General features: G+C 33.4%; 16 protein-coding genes and 1 tRNA gene. 4 read left to right on the top strand and 13 right to left on the bottom strand.

Annotated elements, in window-relative coordinates:
* Positions 1 to 51: 51 nt before the first annotated feature.
* Positions 52 to 2184: a class I SAM-dependent methyltransferase gene (locus tag RT228_RS04110; RefSeq protein WP_071307297.1), complete on the top strand. Its 2133-nt coding sequence runs from the start codon at positions 52 to 54 to the stop codon at positions 2182 to 2184.
* A 109-nt stretch (positions 2185 to 2293) separates the two neighbouring features.
* Here the strand turns inward: RT228_RS04110 and secDF are convergent, their stop codons facing one another.
* From secDF to RT228_RS04070, 8 genes are all read right to left on the bottom strand, one after another.
* Positions 2294 to 5284: a protein translocase subunit SecDF gene (secDF, locus tag RT228_RS04105; RefSeq protein ID WP_058699507.1), complete on the bottom strand. Its 2991-nt coding sequence runs from the start codon at positions 5282 to 5284 to the stop codon at positions 2294 to 2296.
* A 143-nt stretch (positions 5285 to 5427) separates the two neighbouring features.
* The gene (locus RT228_RS04100; RefSeq protein ID WP_006263279.1) at positions 5428 to 6357 is read right to left on the bottom strand and encodes a malate dehydrogenase; all 930 of its coding nucleotides are present in this window, start codon (positions 6355 to 6357) and stop codon (positions 5428 to 5430) included.
* A 76-nt stretch (positions 6358 to 6433) separates the two neighbouring features.
* The gene (gene gyrB, locus RT228_RS04095) at positions 6434 to 8374 is read right to left on the bottom strand and encodes a DNA topoisomerase (ATP-hydrolyzing) subunit B (RefSeq protein ID WP_006259279.1); all 1941 of its coding nucleotides are present in this window, start codon (positions 8372 to 8374) and stop codon (positions 6434 to 6436) included.
* 153 nt (positions 8375 to 8527) lie between these two features.
* Entirely contained in the window at positions 8528 to 8923 is a 396-nt protein-coding gene (locus tag RT228_RS04090) for a hypothetical protein (RefSeq protein ID WP_225582003.1), read from the bottom strand.
* A 226-nt stretch (positions 8924 to 9149) separates the two neighbouring features.
* Positions 9150 to 10913 (bottom strand): TonB-dependent receptor, encoded by a 1764-nt coding sequence (locus RT228_RS04085; protein WP_006263278.1) that lies wholly within the window; start codon positions 10911 to 10913, stop codon positions 9150 to 9152.
* Between the two features lie 22 nt (positions 10914 to 10935).
* Positions 10936 to 13959 (bottom strand): tetratricopeptide repeat protein, encoded by a 3024-nt coding sequence (locus RT228_RS04080; RefSeq protein ID WP_071307644.1) that lies wholly within the window; start codon positions 13957 to 13959, stop codon positions 10936 to 10938.
* A 272-nt stretch (positions 13960 to 14231) separates the two neighbouring features.
* A complete protein-coding gene (locus RT228_RS04075) occupies positions 14232 to 14930 on the bottom strand; it encodes an LrgB family protein (RefSeq protein WP_071307296.1) in 699 nt (232 codons plus the stop codon).
* Positions 14927 to 15271, bottom strand: a complete 345-nt coding sequence (locus RT228_RS04070; RefSeq protein WP_006263275.1) for a CidA/LrgA family protein — start codon at positions 15269 to 15271, stop codon at positions 14927 to 14929. Before RT228_RS04070 ends, RT228_RS04075 begins: the two co-directional genes overlap by 4 nt.
* Before the next feature lie 448 nt (positions 15272 to 15719).
* On the opposite strand from RT228_RS04070, the gene RT228_RS04065 reads away from it, so the two are divergent.
* On the top strand, positions 15720 to 16409 hold the full coding sequence (locus RT228_RS04065) for a cell division ATP-binding protein FtsE (RefSeq protein WP_006259285.1): 690 nt from the start codon (positions 15720 to 15722) through the stop codon (positions 16407 to 16409).
* A gap of 93 nt (positions 16410 to 16502) precedes the next feature.
* Here RT228_RS04065 and RT228_RS04060 read toward each other — a convergent pair whose 3' ends face one another.
* From RT228_RS04060 to thrS, 5 genes are all read right to left on the bottom strand, one after another.
* Complete coding sequence (locus RT228_RS04060) at positions 16503 to 17024, bottom strand: class IV adenylate cyclase (RefSeq protein ID WP_071307295.1); 522 nt, start codon at positions 17022 to 17024, stop codon at positions 16503 to 16505.
* 114 nt (positions 17025 to 17138) lie between these two features.
* A complete protein-coding gene (rplT, locus tag RT228_RS04055) occupies positions 17139 to 17483 on the bottom strand; it encodes a 50S ribosomal protein L20 (protein ID WP_006259287.1) in 345 nt (114 codons plus the stop codon).
* Positions 17484 to 17588: 105 nt separating this feature from the next.
* The gene (gene rpmI / locus RT228_RS04050; RefSeq protein ID WP_016361612.1) at positions 17589 to 17786 is read right to left on the bottom strand and encodes a 50S ribosomal protein L35; all 198 of its coding nucleotides are present in this window, start codon (positions 17784 to 17786) and stop codon (positions 17589 to 17591) included.
* Between the two features lie 54 nt (positions 17787 to 17840).
* A complete protein-coding gene (infC, locus tag RT228_RS04045; protein WP_198032310.1) occupies positions 17841 to 18395 on the bottom strand; it encodes a translation initiation factor IF-3 in 555 nt (184 codons plus the stop codon).
* A 45-nt stretch (positions 18396 to 18440) separates the two neighbouring features.
* Entirely contained in the window at positions 18441 to 20393 is a 1953-nt protein-coding gene (thrS, locus tag RT228_RS04040) for a threonine--tRNA ligase (RefSeq protein WP_025125185.1), read from the bottom strand.
* 497 nt (positions 20394 to 20890) lie between these two features.
* Between thrS and RT228_RS04035 the strand changes: the two genes are divergently transcribed.
* Positions 20891 to 20975: transfer RNA gene (locus RT228_RS04035), tRNA-Ser, on the top strand.
* A 438-nt stretch (positions 20976 to 21413) separates the two neighbouring features.
* Positions 21414 to 22049 carry a hypothetical protein gene (locus RT228_RS04030; RefSeq protein ID WP_313138474.1) on the top strand — a complete coding sequence of 212 codons (636 nt, stop codon included), beginning with the start codon at positions 21414 to 21416 and terminating at the stop codon, positions 22047 to 22049.
* Positions 22050 to 22062 lie beyond the last annotated feature (13 nt).

The raw sequence follows: 22062 nt of genomic DNA, 5'->3' as shown, positions 1-22062 counted from the left end.
ACAATTTCACAGATAAAATCACTACTTTTCTGAATGTAAACAAGGCATTCAATGGACAAGAACTATACGACTCAGGATAGAGGAAATAAAAAAGACTACCAGCAATATTTAGAAGCAATGGACACGATAGCTATCGAGAAGGTGGCTTCTGCAAGTGTGTTCTTTGAGGCCAAAGAGGGAAATGTATTAGTAGATGTAGGAATGGCCTCAGGGACGAGTACAGCTATATTAGCTCAACTATTTCCTAAACTTCAAATAATAGGTATTGATATCAATCCTAAAATGGTTCAAATCGCTGAAGAAACGTATAACCTTCCGAATCTCTCATTCCAAGAAGATGATGGCGAAAAACTATTGACTTTTGAAAAGAATACAATTAGTGGATTCTTTAATTGTTCTGCCATTCACCATATTACTTCATATAACGACTATGACAATAACAGAGCATATAATACACTTCGCAGACAAGTAGAGTTATTGAAAGATAAAGGAGTGCTTGTCATCCGCGATTTTGTCAAAGTAGAACAACAAGAAGTTATACTAGAACTATCTACTCTAACTAAAGAAGGTAATCCTAGTGATGCAGAATTGTTCATTCAATTTTCTCAAACGGCCAGATCATTAGCTAAAGAAAAAGGTTTTCCCATTGAAGAATTAGAGCCTCTAAAACCTAATACAAGGCGATTTCATGCATTTTATACTGATGTAGTAGAGTTTATTCGTCGCAAAGATTATTATGCGAATTGGGACATTGAATTGCAAGAAGAGTATGGATATTATACACAAAAAGAATTTGAAACAATCTTTAAGGAACTGGGATTGCGAATCATTATATCTACTCCTATCTACAATCAATGGATCATTAATAACCGCTATAAAGACCACTTTACAATCTATAATTTAGCTGGAGAAGAAATAGGCTTTCCTCCTACGAATTACTTAATTGTTGGAGAAAAAGTCCCTGGTGGAAAACAATTACAATTAACTAGACATTTACCTAAAAAGGACACTCCATTCTTAACCTTATCTACCTTTAAAAATATAAACACAAATAGGTTATATGATATTGTAAAACGACCAAATAAAGTAATTGACATTATCCCTTATAGAAATAGTGATAGTGGCTTAAAGGTAATCGCTAAACATGGTTACCCTCGTCCATTAGCAAATGTCAAAGCAGATAGTCCTATCTTAGATGGTAAACAATACAGTGGATATATACCTGAAGGACTTGCAATAGCTGAAACAGACAATATAAAAACAGAAATAGAGAACAGATTTAATATTAAACCTGAGGAATATGAAACGATTCGTACTTCCCTAAATTACTACACCTCTCCTGGTGGTATCAATGAAAAGGTAACTTCTATATTCATAGAACTACACTCACCTATTTCATTAAATACTCCATTAAACGAAGGGTATTCAGGCTTTAAAGATTCTGGTTATTTACATGAATACGATGCTGTACAACTCCTTAATACTGCCCAAACAGGTGCATTAGTAGAAGCTAGATTAGAAGTGAATATCTATAATCTATTTTTAAAGTTAGCTATACCATTACCTAAATGGTTAGGACAAAAAACAGCTATACAAAATGTAGAGAAGATTCATGCAACTGATTTAGAAAAACTATTACAGTTAAATACAAAAGAATACATCCATAATGACAGTCAAGCTGGTTTCTTAAAGACACACAGAGCTTCTTTTGAAGCAACAGGTATTGATAAAGACTCTGCGATACTAGAATATGTATCCCCTACTCATTATAGTACTAATACGGTAATAACTCTCCCTGTATTTAAAAACAATGGAGCCTTTTATATAGGTTTAGAAACTAGAAGTCTTCCTGTACCCCAAATATTCACTAACAATAGTACGATTATAACGGTACCAGCATTTCGTCTATCTAAAGAGGTAAGAAACTACTATGACCTAGAACAATATCTAAATACCCTGAAATTTGGAAATAGCAATGTAATTGGATACTCTAAATTAGGAGAAAAGTACTTTCCTAGTATAGGAATTACGCCCGAACAAGTATATCCGTATATTATCCATCTAGATCAGCCTACTGATACACTACATTGGATAAAAATAAATGACCTGATGAATAATCTAGACAAAATAGTTGATACTCATCTTTTAATAGCATTATGTCGATTATATCATAGTCAACAATAAAACTATTAGATTACTAGCCTAAGTAACACTAGTCATTGACTAGTCCTAAAATAAAAAAGCCACTCCTTGCGGAGTGGCTTTTTTTATAAATACAAGTTCTAAGATAGAATTAGTTTTTCTCAACTAACATTTCCTCTTGAGCTTCTCTATGTCTTCTTTCGATTTCTTCTTTATCTTTTCTTGGCATAGTATCCACTAATACTGGAGTAGCTAAGAATAATGAAGAATAAGTACCTACAATAATACCGATTAACATCGCAAAGATAAATCCTCTGATTGAATCACCTCCGAATACGAACATGATTAATAATACTAGGATTAAAGTAAGCGAAGTATTAATAGTTCTAGATAATGTAGTATTTACTGAATCATTAACGATCTTATTGAAATCACCTTTTGTTTTACCAGCGATGTACTCACGTACACGGTCAAATACAATTACAGTATCATTCATAGAATAACCAATAACAGTTAAGATCGCAGCGATGAAGTGCTGGTCAATCTCCATATGCCAAGGCATAAACTTATATGTTAATGAGTAAATACCTAATACAAAGATAACGTCGTGCGCAACAGAAACAATAGCTCCTAATGAATACTGCCATTTTCTAAAAGAAATAACTAAGTAAATAAAGATAGCAGCCATAGACCCTAATACAGCCCAATATGCATTCTGTTTAACGTCTTTTGCCATACTTGGTCCAACTTTAGAAGCTTGGATAACTCCTAATGTTTTTCCTTCTGTAGCATTAACGAACTCTTCATAAGTCATAGGAGATGAATAGTACCCTTTTAACCCTTCGTATAACTTCTCGTTTACTTCTTGGTCTACTGCAGCACCTTCTTCTTCTACTTTATATTTAGTAGTAAGTTTTAACTGTTGTTTATTTCCGAATACTTTCGCTTCAACATTTACACCAAATACTTCTCCTAGCTTATCACTTACTTCGTTAGCTGTAACTTCTTTATCAAACTTAACTTGGAATGTTCTACCTCCTACAAAGTCAGTTCCTTGGTCAAATCCGTTGATTGCAAATGAAGCAAAAGAAACCACTACAATGATTAATGATAAACCATAAGTAGCTTTCTTCATTTTTAAGAAATCAAAGTTGAAGTTTGTAAACCAATTTTTAGTAATACTTGTACTGAATGCTAAAGTTCTACCAGCTTTAACGTCTCTATCCATAAAGATACGAGCGATAAAGATTGAAGTAAATAATGAAGTAGCAATACCGATTAACAATGTCGTAGCAAATCCTTTAATAGGTCCTGATCCAAAAGCGAATAAGATAACCCCTGTTAAGATATGTGTAACGTTAGCATCAACAATTGGACGCATAGCACCATGCCAGCTATAAGATTCTTTAATCGTATCTGCAAGACTCATTCCCTTACGCAAACATTCTTTTGCTCGTTCAGAAATAATAATATTCGCATCCACTGCAGTACCCATCGTTAATACGATACCTGCAATACCTGGTAATGTCAATACAGCACCTAAACTAGCAAGGATACCAAATAAGAATAATAAGTTAGCTAATAAAGCAATATTTGCATACCATCCAGCTCTACCGTAGTAGAATGCCATCCAAGCAGCAACAATAATTAAACCAGCCACAGCAGATAACATACCAGCATCGATAGCTTGTTGTCCTAATGATGGTCCTACGATTTCAGATTGAACGATATCTGCACCTGCAGGTAATTTACCAGCACGTAAGATATTCGCTAAGTCTTTTGCATCAGCAACAGTAAAGTCCCCTGAGATAGATGATCTACCACCAGAGATAGGTCCACTAGTAACACCTGGAGCTGAATAAACGATATTATCTAATACAATAGCAATATTAGAGTGCTCTGTATAAGCTTTTCCTGTTAACTCTTCCCATACTTTAGCTCCCTTAGGACTCATTGTCATCCCTACTACAGGACGGCTAAATTGATCATACTCATCTTGAGCACCAGTAATAACGCTTCCACTTAAAGGAGGAATACCTTCTCTATTTGTTTTTAAAGCATATAACTCAACTAAATCAGGAGCTTTTTTACTTGGTTTACCCCATGCAAAACGAGCATATTTTTGATCTGCTGGTAATAAGTTACGTACATCAGCTCTGTTTAAATAAGCATTTACTTTAACTGTATCTTTCGTTTGGAAATATCCTAAGATTGGGCTTCCTTGTTGTCCACCCATTGCGAATAAGTCTAATAAAGGATTGAATTCTTTATTAGCTGCATTCCCCATAGAGTCTTTTGCTACAGTACCTAATAATGCTTCAACATCTGAGTTAGTTGTTGTATTATCAGTAGCAGTCTCTTTTTGATTCGCTTGCTTTTCAGTTGTTTTTAAGTACTCATTAGCAGCCATGATATAGTTTCCTATTTCATCTACTTTATAAGTTTCCCAAAACTCTAACTGAGCAGTACTTTGTAATAAATTTTTAATACGATCTACGTCTTTTGCTCCAGGAAGCTCAACTAAGATACGCCCTGTATCCCCTAACATTTGAATATTTGGCTGAGAAACACCGAACTTGTCGATACGCTCTCTGAATACACGGTAAGCACTCTCTATAGATTCTTTTACTTTTTTATCTAAGATAGACTTTACTTGGCTATCAGACATTCCAACAGTAATCTCACTTAAGTTTCTGTTTGCAAAAATATCTGCAGATGCTAATTTTACATTCCCTTTTGATTCTTTATCAAAAGCAGTGTAAAAAGCATCTAAGTAACTTTGATTACCTTGTCTTTGTGATTCAGCTTCTGCTAACGCTTTATTAAACGTAGCGTTCTTTGAATTATTAGCTAAACCTTTTAAAATGTCTTTGATTGATATTTGCAACGTAACATTAATACCTCCTTCTAAGTCTAATCCTTTATTGATTTGCTTAGCTCTCACTTCATTGAATGTTTGTCCTAAAAATACCGTTTGGTTACCAATTGAATCAAGGTATTGTAATTCTTTTGTCGAATCTCCACCAGCAAAAGCTTTCGCTTTATCCTCATAATGGTTGGTAACAAAGGTAAATGACAGTTGGTAAATACTTACCAATGCAAAGATAATTGCAAAAAATTTAACGAGTCCTTTGTTTTGCATTATTACTAAAAATTAATTATTTACTTTTTTTAAAACGAGCAAATATATGATATAGACAATGATTAAGCAATTCTTTGACTAAGAATATCAGCAAAAAGAGCTTTTTTCTATTACATATATTTTAACAATTAAACAATCTTTTACTATTCAATTGTTAATTCCTTATTTGTATCCCTAACAGCATTTGCACTATCTACAAATTTCTGAGATTCTTGCTCATTTAATTTTAATTCTACTATCTCTTCTATTCCTCCTTTTCCTATAACACAAGGAACTCCTATACACAATCCTTCTTGCCCGTATTCACCTTGTAAATATACAGAACAAGGGATTAACTTCTTAAAGTCATTTAAGATACTATCCACAACGTTAGCTACAGCTGCTCCAGGTGCATACCATGCAGAAGTTCCTAATAACTTCGTTAGAGTAGCTCCACCAACCATTGTTGATTTACACACTTCTTCTTGTTCTGCTGCTGTCAACATCTCACTTACAGGAATACCTTTATAAGTAGCCAATCTAATTAATGGGATCATTGTAGTATCCCCATGTCCTCCAATAACCATTCCTTCAATATCTCCAACAGGTTTATTTAGTTTTTGAGATAAGAAATATTTAAAACGTGAAGAGTCTAAAGCCCCTCCCATACCTATTACTTTCTTACGATCTAATCCTGATATTTTTAAAGCTGCTAGAGTCATTGTATCAAGAGGGTTAGTCACTATCACAAAAATAGCATTAGGAGAGTATTTTAAAGCGCTTTCCATCACCGACTTTACTACAGATGCATTAGTACCTATTAATTCCTCACGAGTCATTCCTGGTTTTCTTGGAATTCCTGAAGTAACTACTACTACCTCACTATTAGCTGTTAAACTATAATCATTAGTACTTCCCTTAACAATAGTATCAAATTTAGAGTTAGATGCACATTGCATGATATCCATTGCTTTACCTTCTGCATACCCTTCTGCAATATCCACTAAAACTACTTCACTAGCGATTCTTCTATTAGCAATAACATCAGCACATGTAGCCCCAACATTTCCTGCTCCAATAATTGTAACTTTCATAACTTTATATCTTTTTATTAAAAAAAGGTCAAGGCATATAATATGCTTGACCTTTATAATTTTACATATTTAAATACTAAGCATCAATTTTAGCATAAGTAGCATTTTTCTCAATAAAATCTCTACGTGGTGGAACTTCGTCTCCCATCAACATAGAGAATACTCTATCTGCTTCTTGTAAACTATCTATTGTTACTTGTCTAAGAATTCTATGTTCTGGATTCATTGTAGTATCCCATAATTGCTCAGCATTCATCTCTCCAAGACCTTTATAACGCTGAACACTTGATCCACTTCCCATTTTCTCCATTAACTCAAGGCGTTCTTCATCTGTCCATGCATATTCTTTACGTTGCCCTTTTTTAACCATATATAATGGAGGTGTAGCAATATAAACATATCCATTCTCTATTAACCCTCTCATATAACGGAAGAAGAAAGTTAAAATCAACGTTGCGATGTGGCTACCGTCCACATCGGCATCACACATGATTACTACTTTATGATAACGTAATTTCTCAAGGTTTAATGCTTTACTATCCTCTTCTGTTCCCATCGTAACACCTAAAGCAGTAAAGATATTCTTAATCTCTTCGTTTTCGAATACTTTGTGCCCCATTGCTTTTTCTACGTTAAGAATCTTACCTCTTAATGGTAGAATTGCTTGGAAGTTACGATCACGTCCTTGTTTTGCTGTACCACCCGCAGAATCTCCCTCCACTAAGAATACTTCACATTTAGAAGCGTCTTGTTCAGAACAATCAGACAACTTTCCAGGTAGTCCACCACCGACCATAACAGTCTTACGTTGAACCATCTCACGTGCTTTCTTAGCAGCATGTCTAGCCTGAGCAGCTAAAATAACCTTTTGAACAATAATCTTAGCATCATTTGGATGTTCCTCTAAGTAGTTCTCTAGCATTTCTGCTACAGCCTGACTCACAGGGGATACAACCTCTCTATTTCCTAGTTTTGTCTTTGTTTGTCCTTCGAATTGAGGCTCCATTACCTTCACAGAGACAATTGCAGTCAACCCTTCTCTAAAGTCATCACCTGTAATTTCGAACTTAAGCTTATCTAACATTCCTGAAGCATCTGCATATTTCTTCAATGTTCTAGTAAGCCCCATACGGAATCCTTGTAGGTGTGTTCCTCCCTCATGCGTATTAATATTATTCACATAAGAATAAATATTCTCTGCATAAGTATCATTATAAACTAATGCAACTTCAACAGGGATTTCTCCTTTATCAAGTTCCATTGAGATTACATCTTCAATAATTGGCACACGGCTACCATCTAAGAATTTAATAAACTCTTTTAATCCTTCTTTAGAAAAGAATACTTCATGTTTAGGCTCACCATTTTCTTCAATTACTCTTTTATCAGTAAGTGTTATCTTTAATCCTTTATTCAAGAAAGACAACTCTCTTAAACGCCCAGCTAAAGTATCATAAGAAAACTCTAGAGTCTGTGTAAAGATAGTATGGTCGGGTTTAAATGTAACCGATGTTCCTCGTTTATCTGTTTCACCAATAACTTTTACTGGAAATAAAGCTTTACCACGCGAATATTCTTGTTCGTAAATTTTACCTTCACGATAAACAGTTGCTCTTAACAAATCAGATAGTGCGTTCACACACGATACCCCTACTCCGTGAAGACCTCCAGATACCTTATAAGAATCCTTGTCAAACTTCCCTCCAGCACCAATCTTTGTCATTACTACTTCTAATGCAGACACTCCTTCTTTTTTGTGGATGTCCACTGGGATACCACGTCCATTATCTTCTACAGTAATAGAGTTATCCTCGTTTATAGTAACGCTTATTGTATCACAATAACCAGCTAAAGCCTCATCAATTGAGTTATCAACCACTTCATATACTAAATGGTGTAATCCTCTTACTCCTACATCACCAATATACATCGAAGGACGCATCCTTACGTGTTCCATTCCCTCAAGAGCTTGAATGCTATCCGCTGAATAATTATTCTTATTTGTTTCTTGGCTCATAATAATAATCTAAAATATCTAACGTACAAATATAACAATTTTCAAAGACTTTATCAACTCTAAACAAGCCTAAAATACATATATCTCACAAATAAAAACAAAAAAACGCAGATGTTTTCACACCTGCGTTTCATACTTTTTTATAAAGGACTTTTACATTAATTCATGAATTGTAAATTCACAATTGTTAAATGTAAATCTCTCATGTACTTTTCTTCCTAATAACTCCTTGGCGATTGGAGCATCCATAGAAACGGCTAATACAGAACGGTCGTCTAAAACAATTTTTGGCAAAGCTGCTGAGAAAAATAAATACACTGAATTTACTTGTACTAAACTTCCAAATTCTACTACAGAACTCACTTTTTCATCATCTATTTTAGCAACTATATCTCGCATAGCTATATTTTCTAAAATCTTCTTACTCAAGTTTTCTTGTTCTAAATGCATCATTGACAAGCCTGTCTCGTGTTTGTCTCCAGCAGAACTTTTGGCGTCGTTCTGCGCGTCGATTGTCAAATCTTCTACAATTCCTTGCAACGCTTCCACCTTGTCATTTAACCGTTCTAAACAAATTGTTTTTAACTTCTTTTTTAATGTCATCATTACGTCTTTAAAATTTCTTTCTTTGCGAAATCGAAAGAAAATACATGTTTTGTTGTTTGTAACGACAAAAGTAAGTTATTAATCAATGAAAAAAAACAGTATTGTGCACCTTTTAGCGAATTTTAGTCATAAATTATCAGTTTTTAGCTTTTTTTCTGATTACAAAATCTCAAAAATCGAATTTATACATTGCTCCTCCCATTATTTGCACACCTTGCACCTTAAAGTTATCCCATTGATTATATTTCTGATTAAATAAGTTATTGGCTTTTAAGAATAGAGTCCAATTTTTAGTTGGCCTATACCCTACTTTCATATTTAAATCAACATAATCTTTCAATTCTACAACTGATGGATCTTCCCAAGTATTATAGTCTCCTATAAGCCCAGTAGAATCAATTACAAAAACATCTTTACGCTTACCTACATAAAACACATCTACACCTGCAAACCATTGTTCTGTAAAATCAAATTTAAAATCAGCTCCTGCTTTTACTTTTGGTAAATTCCAAGCTTCTAAAGAATTTGTATTATAGTTATTATACTCTCCATGAACTCCTATAGAAACATTCTCTTCGAAGTCAAAACGCAATTCACCAAATAAATTCAATGTTTTAACATCTCCATATTGCACTCCAAATGAGTTTCCAAACATATATGGTATTCTACTTCTATTCAAAGTATATTCATTGTGCAAAAACATCGCTTTGTCTTTCTCTCTTTTGTAAGACCCCTTGATGTTATAAGAGATATTATTATCTAATTTTCCTTTTAATCCAAGATAAATATCATACTTCTTATCAGTAGGCGTAATTAGAATATCTGGGGAAATGAAAGGGTTTTCTTCTGAAAACTGTTGAAAAGAGTTTTGTTGCACCCCTCCCTCTATTCCTGCATAAGTCACTAATAATCCAGGAACTAAATCATAAGATGCTTTAACTTGTGGATAGATATAAAAGTTATTCTCTGATTTACCAGCTAATTCTCCATTGTTAAAGAAAACACCAACTCCTACTTGTACAGAATAGTTGTCATCTCTAAATGTAAGACTAGGTTGAGCTCCAAGGTTTAAATGATTATACTTCGTTGTTTCCCCTATAAATGAGTTTTTATATGATGTTCCTACATAATCAACAACAACCCCAACATTCAATTCTCCAAAGTCCAAAGCTGTTTTTACATTTGGTCTAATCTTAAAACGATTTTCTACTGTTCCAAAATCATCCCAAAAATAATCATATCTAAAATCCAATCCAGTAAAAGGGCTATTTCTAAACTCTAAAGCTCCATTTACAAAAACATTCTTATAGTGTTGAGATTCGTCTATTCCAGAAATATCACCTTGATTGAAGTCGATTTGTTTCGTTGGCAATCCATAATAATTACTCAATTGGTATCTAGCACCTGCTTCTACTGTCCAACCAAAATTCTTTAATTGTCCACCATAAACCAAACCTCCTTTTGTATTAGAGAAACTATCATCTAGAAGTAAATTCTTAATCCCTCCTTGAGAAGAAAAGTGACTAGCATATCCTGCTAAAAAACTATTCTTATTTAAGTGTTGACTTAAGAACACCTCTCCGTTCAGGTTAGTATAATTACCTGCAGAAAAAAGAGCATAATTATTAAAACTTTTCAACCTACTTGTTCTTTCTACCTCTGCTGCTTTTCCTTTCTCAGGTACAAAAGTAGATGCTACAGGAAAAGAACTAATCGTATAAATTACATCTTTCTTGTTACCTGTAGTTTCATCGTCATTATTAGCTGTAGTACGAACTTTAAAAGCATCCGAAATTGTTGCATCATAAGCTCTTACTACATTAACAACCTCTGTACCTAATTTACTTGCTTCCGTATTTTTATCTTGAGCATAACCTGCTATTCCCCCTAGAGTTAAAACAGATAATATCGTATATATATTCTTATTGTTCATTATAATATCTTCTATATTAAAATTATTGAGCAATCGAAGAGTTTCGTTTAGCCTCTTGCGCTGTTATTTTTTGAAGTTCCTCTTTAGCTTCTTTCACCACATCTGGGTAGTCAGTAAAGTTCTTAGTAACGCTTTCTAAAATATAAGTAGCTTGATAACTATCTTTTAATTGATAGAAGTTCTTTGCCATTAATACTAATCCTTTAGCACCATAATACTTATAACCCGAATAGTCTTTTGCTAATTTCTGCACACTCTCATTAGACGCTTCATACTTAGCCTCTTTATTCTTAAAGTAAGCATCATAATACATCGCCTCTGCAGCTAACTCTCCTTTTGCTATCTTCAATACCTCTTGATAACCTTTCTTAGCTTTAGCTTCATCATTAGTAGCCATAGCCGTTCTAGCAATAACTATTTGTGCATCACCTTTTACTTTATTATCTGTTTTAGCCATTTTTAATACAGCTTCAGCATATTGAAGAGCTTCACTATAGCTATTTTGCTCATAGCTCAACTTCATTAGATTAGACTTAGCGAACACTACATTCTGTTCTTGTGCAGCCTCTGCATCTAAACGTTTTAAAGTAGTTATAGCCTTAGCAGTATTTTTATTTTTCAAATAAATCTCAGCCAAACGAGCAAGAGAAATCTCTGAGAACTCATTCTTATCCTTAGAAATTACAACTTCATAATGAGCAGTAGCCTTATCTAGGTTATTCTCTGCAAAATACATTTGCCCTAAATAGAAATGAGCTTGTAACGCCTTTTGTCCCGTTGGGAAACTTTTTAGGTATTTCTCATATCCATCTATAGCCGATTGTGTATTATTTTGAATATACTGTTTTTCAGCCGACTCATAAGTATCTTTATCTAGTTCAGCATCGGTTACTTGAATAAAAGAAAGACCTTTAACCCATGCAGCATATTCATCTACCTTTCCATTTTCCACATAGATTAGTCGTGCATTTTGAACCGCTTCGATAGCCTCAGAAGATTCCGGAGACTCTTTTACCACTTGTTTAAATTTAGCTAACGCTTGATCAGGTTTATTGTCGTTATAGTTAATCAAACCTTGTCTCAAGATAGCTCTAGCCTTATAGCTTGATGTAGGATAATCTTTCAACATCTTATCAAAAGCACTTAACGCCTTTTGACTTTGATTCATAACGTCATAAGTCACCCCTATCTCATATTGAGCATCATCAGCCAAATTAGAAGTTGGGTAATCTTTCACAAACTTCGTTAAGTCTTCTATTTTACGAGGATTACGATCTACGAATCCATAGCTAATTGCCTTTTGAAAACGTGCATATTCTACATCAGCTTTATTTGCCTCAATAACTTTATTATAAGCCTCCATCGCAGGCCAATACTTCCCAGTAACAAAATTACAATCTCCTTGTCTTAGATAGGCATCTAGACGACGCGCCTCATCTTTAGGATTTTCATCTGTGTATTTTTTAAAATAATCCGCTGCTGTAGCATAGTCTTTCAATTTGAAGTATGAATACGCTAGATTATAATACAAATTATTACGTTCAGACAATCCCTTAGACGCTGTATTTTGATCAAATGCTTTGAACTGAGTGATAGACTCGTTAAAGTCATTTAAGTAAAACAATGTCTCTCCCTTCCAATATTGAGCCTTTGCAGTATATTTTAAATTTTGCTTCTCTGCTAGAGATTTATCAAAAAGACTTAATGCTTCCTTATAATTCCCTTCATTGAACAATTCTTGACCACGCAAGAATGTCACTTGTTGATACACCTCTTTATTTCCTACAGAACGATTCTTTTCTAATAGAACTAAAGCCTCTTTATAGTTTTTAGAAGAAACATACGAGTCGATTAAAAGCCCTTCTATCTCTCCGCGATAAGACGAATTAGGATATTTACTAATATAAGCATTTAATACAGCAGGTGTACTCTCATAAGCATTCCCAATATCATAACTAAGTTTTGCATAGTTTAAGAAAGCGTCTTCTTGGATACCTGCGTCAAAACGCATTTCAGAAGCATTCTTAAATGCATTTAGAGCTTGCGTTTTTTTATGTGTTTGCAGATAACTTTCTCCTAAATGGTAATATGCATTCTGCGCAATACCATTATCTCCACTGATAATTTTATTAAACTGCTCAATAGCCTTAGGATAATCTTTTGATTTATAATAAGTGTACCCTAATTGGTAAAAGTCAGTATTACTCCACTTTCCTCCTTTACCTTGATAAGCTAATAAATGAGGTAGCGCTTTATCATATTGCTTTAAGTTAAAATAACTCTCCCCAACTATTTTAGACAACTCTGATTTCTCTTCAGGAGTCGCTTTTGTCATTTGAGAAGTTCCTTGTTCTATAGCCGTTTGAAAGTTTCCTGTCTTAAAGCTCATGTCTGCTTGATAGTACCCCATCTTCTCTTGGTAAGAAGACTTAGTTTCTACTTTGTCAAACAATTTTTTTGCATCGTCAAAATTATCTGAGTCATAAGCAATATATCCTAAATAATATGTTGCTTGCTCCCCCCATTCTCCACGAGTATTTACTTTCTTTAAATAGCGTTCTGCTTCTTTTTTATTCTTTGTATAGAAGTAACTATATCCCTTCTGAAAGTTAAAACGATCTAACTTCTTCTCATTAGTAATTGCGTTTTCTTTCACTTTTACAGCGTACTGCAGGGCTTTAGGAAAATCTCCTTTGCTGAAATAATAATCTGTAACCTCTACATAAGCCTGATTTTGTTTAGAACTAGTAGGATATTTCTTCACAAACTCATCTATCTTATCTTCGGCTCCTTCTTGATTCAATTTAATGGCGCAATACGCGATATAATAAGCACAATCAGCCTCCACCTCAGTATTCTCACCTACATGAGCCTGTTTTACTTTTGTGAATAATAATTGCGCTGCTAAATATTGCTCTTCATTATACAATGCTACAGCATGATTATAATCAGCCAATCTCTCTACATAAGCAGCTGATTGTTGAGCACTTGCAGTTATACTCCCCAGTGCAAGAGTTAATAAAGTTAACCTATTATTTTTGTGCATTTCCATTCAGATTTATATAACGTCAAATATATCATTTTATACTCTTTTAAACTTATTTTTCAGCAATATATTGCCCTAATTGTTATCAAAAATATATTTAAATTGAAATTACACCTCTTCCACAGCAATAAAAAAACATGATAATTTATATCTTTTTGAGATTTAATAAATCGCATTTCACAAGAAAACAGCAAAAAACACAATAAAGAAACACTCCTTGATACAAAAAATCCCAATTCAAAAGAATTGGGATCATATAAAAAAAGTCTTTATCACAAATAAGAGGATAACAATCCTAAGATAATAGGAGCTAATACAGCAGTAAAAATTCCATTAAAAATCATCCCCACACTAGCGAAGGCTCCATACTTATTACTCACCTCCATTGCCTTCATCGTACCCATTGCATGAGAAGAAGTCCCCATAGCTATTCCTTGTGACATTGGATTACTTATACGGGTAAGGTTAAGCACCTTAAATCCCACCATACTACCAAATATCCCCGCTATCATAACAGCAGCGGCAGTTACAGACGGAATACCATTAACTGACTTAGATATCTCTAAGGCTATAGGTGTACTAACTGACTTAGGAGCTAGTGATAAAATAATCTCTTGATCTGCGCCTGTCATCTTAGCTAGTATCACTACTGACACTACCCCTACAACACATCCTATTAATTGACTAATTAAAATAGGAAACAACTGTTTTTTAATTTTTTCCCACTGTACATATAAAGGAACTGCTAACGCTACAATAGAGGGCTTTAAAAAGAAATCAATATACTTACCTGCCTCTTCATAATTTTGATAAGGGATTTTTAAAAAATATAAATACCCCATCAAAACAACCATAGACAAGATAATAGGATTAAATATAATCCATTTTTTCTTTTCACTCAAAGCTATTCCTAAAGCATATAAAGCTAAAGTTAGGAATAATAAAAATGTTGGATTGGCTAAAAAATTCATTTCTTTCTTCTTAATAATTGATGAGTAAATCCAGTTACAAAAATCACTATCACTGTACTTACCAGTGTAGCCACAACAATAGGTACAATCGACTGACTAAGAATTCCGAAATAGTTCAACATAGCCACACAAGGTGGAACAAAGAATATCCCCATGTTTTTAATTAAGAAGTTAGTAATACCACCTATTGATTCTACTTTTACCCACCTCAGTTTTAACATTGTCCATAATGTGATTAAACCGATGATACTTGATGGTAATTTTAATCCTGTGAGATACACCACTAACTCTCCAAAGGCTAGACAACCTATCACGATTGCTACCTGCTTAATTAAATTCATTTTGTTTAAATATTTATCACAAAATTACTAAATACAATCCCCACCAAAGAAACAAAACAGATAAATATAAATTATTTAACAACTACACACCTAACCTACAGACATCACTTCAACAATAAACAAGAAGCAATCACTTAGCTTTTTGGTAACTTTTACTTAATCTTATATTCAAAAAATTAGAGCAACTTTGTCATGTAAACAAAAAGAAAAATATGTAAATAAAATATAGATTAAATTGGTTAGTTAGAACAAAAGGAGAGATCTACAGCAGATCTCTCCTTTTGATTTAACTACTTACTACATCAGTTTATTTTACATTATTTACACTCCACAATAAGACCTCAATCTATTTTTTTCTTAAAAACAACATCCGATATAGATATTTTCAGCTCAACTATACTTTATTATTGTTTATCTTAGTATTTTTACCACAAAATACACGATTATTATGTCTAAAACAGTTTTATCCCTACAAGGAGTTGATATCTACCAGAACAAGCATAAAGTACTTTCTAATGTTAACTTAGAAGTAAATAAGGGAGAATTTTTATATATAATCGGAAAGACAGGTGCAGGTAAAAGTAGCTTTATGAAAACGCTGTATGCAGACCTTCCTTTAGAAGTAGGCGAAGGTTCTATCGTAGACTACGACTTGAAGACCTTAAAAGAAAAAGATATTCCATACCTGAGAAGATCATTAGGTATCGTATTCCAAGACTTTAAACTACTTCCTGACAGAACAGTCTATGGAAACCTACACTTTGCTTTAAAAGCAACTGGTTGGTCAGAAAAAGAAGCGATGGATAGAAAAATACACGAAGTATTAGACAATGTAAATATGCTAGCACATATCGAAAAAATGCCTCACCAACTATCAGGAGGGGAACAACAGCGTATCGCTATAGCTAGAGCATTGCTAAATGATCCTGATCTAATCCTAGCTGATGAACCAACAGGTAACTTAGACCCTCAGACTAGTGCTGAAGTAATGGAACTTCTACTTAAAATTAATAAGAATGGTAGAACCATTATCATGGTAACACATGATTATGCATTGCTATTAAAATTCCCTGCTAAAACATTAAAATGTGACGATGGTACCCTATTCGAAGTAGTACACAGAACATCACAAAATTAATATACAAAAAAGACTATCAGCATTGATAGTCTTTTTTGTTTTATCTTAACTCAATCTACTCCATTTAAATCAAAAGTAAAAGACAAATCACTACTATTCTTTATTTAACTGAAGAATAAGATCACTATACGATACCGCAACTAAATCTTCTTTAGTCAACTCCATTAGATTAAAAAAACAATCACATTGTTGCTTTAAATCAACTCCCTCTTCTACTCCGATATTACAAGCTTCTACTTCCACAAAGCACCCCAATCCGTCTACCTGATCTAAGTGAATACTAACATTCTTATACTTTAAAACCTTACGTACTTTAGACACCTTTACTTTTATACCAAACTGCAATTCTAATATTGCACCTAACGCAACATCTTTCTCATGTTTATAATAAATAACATCCGAACTCTTCGCTTCCTCCCCATTTACACGATTATAATAAATCAAAGAACTATACTCGTCATATTCACGAAGTTTCACCCTTCCAATAGGGACATTATAATAAGTATCCACTTGCTTATATACCCCATCTAGAATGAGCTCTACTCCTTTTAATTTATCTTCTATGCTATCTAAGTCAGCTACACGTGCTTTAAATTCCACATTCTGTAATTCCATCTATCTCTTTTTAGGTTCTAGCAAATATAACCGATTAAAATAAAAAAGCCTCACTGCATACAGTAAGGCTTTTAAATATATTAAGTAAGATAAATCAGATTTGACAAACGTTTATTATTTTACTTTATTAACGATAGCTGCGAAAGCTTCTGGGTGATTCATAGCTAAATCTGCAAGAACTTTACGGTTCAATTCGATATTGTTAGCTTTTAATTTACCCATGAATTGAGAATAGCTCATTCCGTGTAATCTAGCACCAGCGTTGATACGCATGATCCATAATGAACGGAAGTTTCTTTTCTTTTGTTTTCTATCACGGTAAGCATATACCATTGCTTTTTCTACCGCGTTTTTAGCTACTGTCCAAACGTTTTTACGTCTTCCAAAGAATCCTTTGGCTTGCTTCAAAATTCTTTTTCTTCTTGCTCTTGAAGCTACTGAGTTTACTGATCTTGCCATTTCTTAAAAATGTGTTTTTTGTAGTGGGCGGTTATGTTTCAAACACTTCTAAACTTTCATTTGCTCCACTCCAGGGTTATTAAATAATTTTAACCGGAATTAAGATTAGATTAATCTTAATTGATCTTTGATACTGTTTGTATCTGCTTTAGACACTAATCCAGAGTGTGTTAAAGCTAATTTACGCTTTTTAGATTTTTTAGTCAAAATGTGACTTTTGAAAGCGTGTTTTCTTTTGATTTTTCCAGAACCAGTCAACTTGAAACGTTTCTTAGCACTAGATTTAGTTTTCATTTTAGGCATTATTTCCTAGGTATTAATGATTATCTTACTTAACTATCTTAATATACTTAAATACTATTTTTTCTTTTTAGGTGCGATAAACATAGTCATACGTTTACCCTCTAAAACTGGCATAGTTTCCACTTTCCCGAATTCCTCAAGATCTTGAGCTAATCTTAATAATAAGATTTGTCCTTGATCTTTATAAATAATCGAACGTCCTTTAAAGAATACGAATGCTTTTAATTTAGAACCCTCTTTCAAGAATTTCATTGCATTCTTCTTTTTGAACTCATAATCGTGCTCATCTGTTTGAGGACCGAAACGAATCTCTTTTACAGTGATTTGAGTCGATTTAGCCTTTAGCATTTTTTCACGCTTCTTCTGTTCGTAAAGGAATTTGTTGTAATCAGTAATTTTACAAACAGGAGGTTCAGCATTTGGTGAAATCTCAACTAAATCCAATTCTAACTCCTCTGCTAAACGCATTGCGTCAGCAAGTTTATATACACCTGTTTCGACGTTGTCTCCTACAAGACGAACTTCAGGAACGCGGATGGCATTATTAATTCTATGCGCATCTTTCTTTTCTTCGCGAGGATTTCTTCCTCTGTTTTGTCTTATTGCTATGGCTATAAAATTTTATGTGCTTGTTCACCAAGCGTTATACTATTTTTACTCTCCAAATTGTTTAATAGAACTATTTACCTCTTCTTGTACTTGAGCGATAAAATCTTCTATCTTCATTGTCTGATTAGATTTACCAGAATCACCGTGTCTTCTTACAGAAATCGTACCGTTTTTCTCTTCATCTTCTCCTACAATTAACATGTAAGGGAATTTTTGTACTTCAGCTTCTCTAATCTTTTTACCGATAGTCTCATTACGGTTATCTACCAGCGCGCGAATTTCGCTATTTTCTAGCAAATTTAAAACTTTTTCGGCATATTTTTCATATTTCTCACTCAAAGACAGGATTATAGCCTGCTCCGGCATTAACCATAGTGGGAAATTACCTCCTGTATGCTCTAAAAGTATCGCTATAAAACGCTCCATAGAACCAAATGGTGCTCTGTGGATCATCACTGGACGATGCAACTCATTATCTGATCCTTTATAACTTAACTCAAATCGCTCTGGTAAGTTATAGTCTACCTGAATGGTACCTAACTGCCAGCTTCTACCTAATGCATCTTTTACCATAAAGTCTAATTTAGGACCATAGAAAGCAGCTTCTCCACTCTCGATCACATAATTAAGTCCTTTATCTTTAGCTGCATTGATAATAGCATTCTCAGCTTTTTCCCAATTCTCTACACTACCGATATACTTATCAGGGTTACTTAAATCACGTACTGATACTTGTGCTGTAAAGTTCTCGAATCCTAACGAACCGAATACATATAACACTAAATCAATTACTTTTTTAAACTCTTCATCTAATTGTTCTGGTGTACAGAAAATATGTGCATCATCTTGAGTAAACCCTCTTACACGAGTTAATCCGTGTAATTCTCCCGATTGCTCATAACGATACACTGTTCCAAACTCAGCAAAACGCTTAGGTAAATCTTTATAAGACCATGGTTTTGCATTATAAATCTCACAGTGGTGAGGACAGTTCATCGGTTTTAATAAGAACTCTTCTCCCTCTACTGGAGTATGAATTGGTTGGAAACTATCTGCTCCATATTTTGCATAGTGCCCAGAAGTAACATATAATTCTTTTTGTCCAATATGAGGAGTAACTACTTGCTCATATCCAGCTTTCTTCTGTGCTTTACGCAAGAACTGCTCTAATCTATCTCTTAACGCAGCACCTTTTGGCAACCATAATGGTAACCCTTGTCCTACTTTTTGAGAGAATGTAAACAATTCTAATTCTTTACCTAATTTACGGTGATCACGTTTTTTAGCTTCTTCTAATAAAGCTAAATACTCAGTTAAATCCTTTTGTTTAGGGAATGAAATACCATAAACACGAGTTAACTGTTTATTCTTCTCATCTCCTCTCCAGTATGCACCAGCAATAGATAATACCTTAAATGCTTTAATAATTCCTGTATTAGGAATATGACCTCCACGACATAAGTCTGTAAAAGTGTCATGATCACAGAAAGTAATCGTACCATCAGCTAGGTTCTCTATTAACTCAACTTTATAAGGGTTTTCTTCTTTTTTATAAAACTCTAAAGCTTCAGCCTTAGTAGCAGAACGCATTGTAAAATCATGCTTTCCACGCGCTATCTCTAAAACCTTATCCTCTATTTTCTTAAAGTCAGCATCTGTCACTTTATAATCCATGAAATCTACATCATAATAGAATCCATTAGCGATAGCTGGACCTATTGTTAACTTGATTCCAGGGTATAGATCTTGTAAAGCTTGCGCCATTACGTGTGAAGTAGAGTGCCAAAAAGCTTTTTTCCCTTCATCATCATTCCATGAATATAAAACTAGACTACCATCCGTGGTCATAGGTGTCGTGGTTTCGATGGTGGTACCATTGAAGTTTGCAGAAATAATATTTCTAGCTAAACCTTCGCTTATACTTTTTGCAACATCGAAAGGAGTTACGCCCGAAGCAAACTCTTTCACTGAACCGTCTGGTAATGTAATTTTTATCATAATAATTTTAAAAAATAAAATGCAAATATACAGGTTTTACCATAGAATCGCAACATTTAGCACTGCTTAACTCATTTTTTTTAACAGTAAAATAATAAAGTGCATCCAATACTTACCTCACTAAAAAAAGAATACTTTATCAATCTCTTTATTTCAGCCCTACTCTTAATACCTTTAAGCAAAAACAATCACTCATCTTAGCTATCTATAAAGCAGACTAAAGTTCCTTCTTCCCTATCTAAAACATTTGTTTAGATTGACATCAATCCTACTAACACCAATCCTGACACACATCTTCCCTCTCTTATTTAAAAATTGACCATCAAGATTTATATCTATCTCAAATAATATACACTTTTTTTCATTCATTACCAACTCAAAATAAATTAGTTACAAAAACACACTTCAAAAAACTTATTTTTTTCATTCAAAACGCTTGCAAACATCAGACTTTGCAGTATATTTGCACTCGCTATACGGAAGTAATGTAGACCTCTGGAGAAATGGCAGAGTGGTCGAATGCGGCGGTCTTGAAAACCGTTGACTGTAACAGGTCCGGGGGTTCGAATCCCTCTTTCTCCGCTGAAAAGCCCGATAACACTCGTTATCGGGCTTTTTTTATGCACTTGTGCACCTTTTTTGCACCTATCATAAGGTTTACTTCAAAAATAACAACTAGTTATACTTTGAGGTGTTCAAATAAAACTTACAAAAACGATTTGCTTTTGCAGAGGGCTGAAAAACTACTCCGAAGTCGATAGTTTTGCGTTGAAAAATAGATAGACTCAAAATATTGAGGAGTTTACGAATTTCCGTATCTCATATTGAGAATTGTTTTATATGTTTGAAAAGAAAAATATTGTTGCCTTTTTTACAATATTGTATATTTTATTAAGTATTTAATTAATTGTTTTAGTAAAAGAAATATAGAGATAATATTACAAAACATCACCCATTTTTTAATAAAACACTATATTCTATACAATATTAGTAAACACGACTAATTACTAAAAACCAATTATGACAAAATACAATACATTATTAAACATCCTTGATGTTATTAGAAAAGAAGCTCCAGAGAATCATAAGTTTTATCATCCTCTAGAATCTAATCAAATAGATTTAGATAAAGCTCGATCAAGAGCCTTTATACATCTTTTTTTAAAAGTTAAATTTGGTTTACTGACATTTGACGAAAGAAAAGATTTTGTCACTGATGGTACAGACGATGGGGGAATAGATGGATATTTTATTGATATTGACAATAAGAAAATTTATTTTATACAATCAAAATTCAGAAGTAATCAAGGAAATTTTGAAAGTAAAGAGATTAAATATGAGGAATTACTAAATATGGATATTGATAGAATTACAGAAGGTAAAAATACTCATGAAAATGGTAAAGTTTATAATAGTAAAGTTTTAAAGTTAATTTCAAAAATAACTGAAATACCTGATATCGCAAGATTCAAATATGAAATTATTATTCTAGCAAACACAAAAGATGTAGGTAATAACAAACTAAAAAAATTAACAGATGGAAACCCTGTTCAAGAATACAATTTTGAAAAGGTATATAACGAATTAGTTTTTCCTGTTATTACTGGAACTTACTGTTTTGACCCCTATAAACCTAGAGTATTTTTAAATTTTTAAAGTATAATGTTTT

It is taken from the genome of Myroides sp., from assembly GCF_032073645.1.
Lineage (GTDB): Bacteria > Bacteroidota > Bacteroidia > Flavobacteriales > Flavobacteriaceae > Flavobacterium > Flavobacterium odoratimimum.
This window is presented reverse-complemented; position numbering and strand designations above follow the sequence as displayed.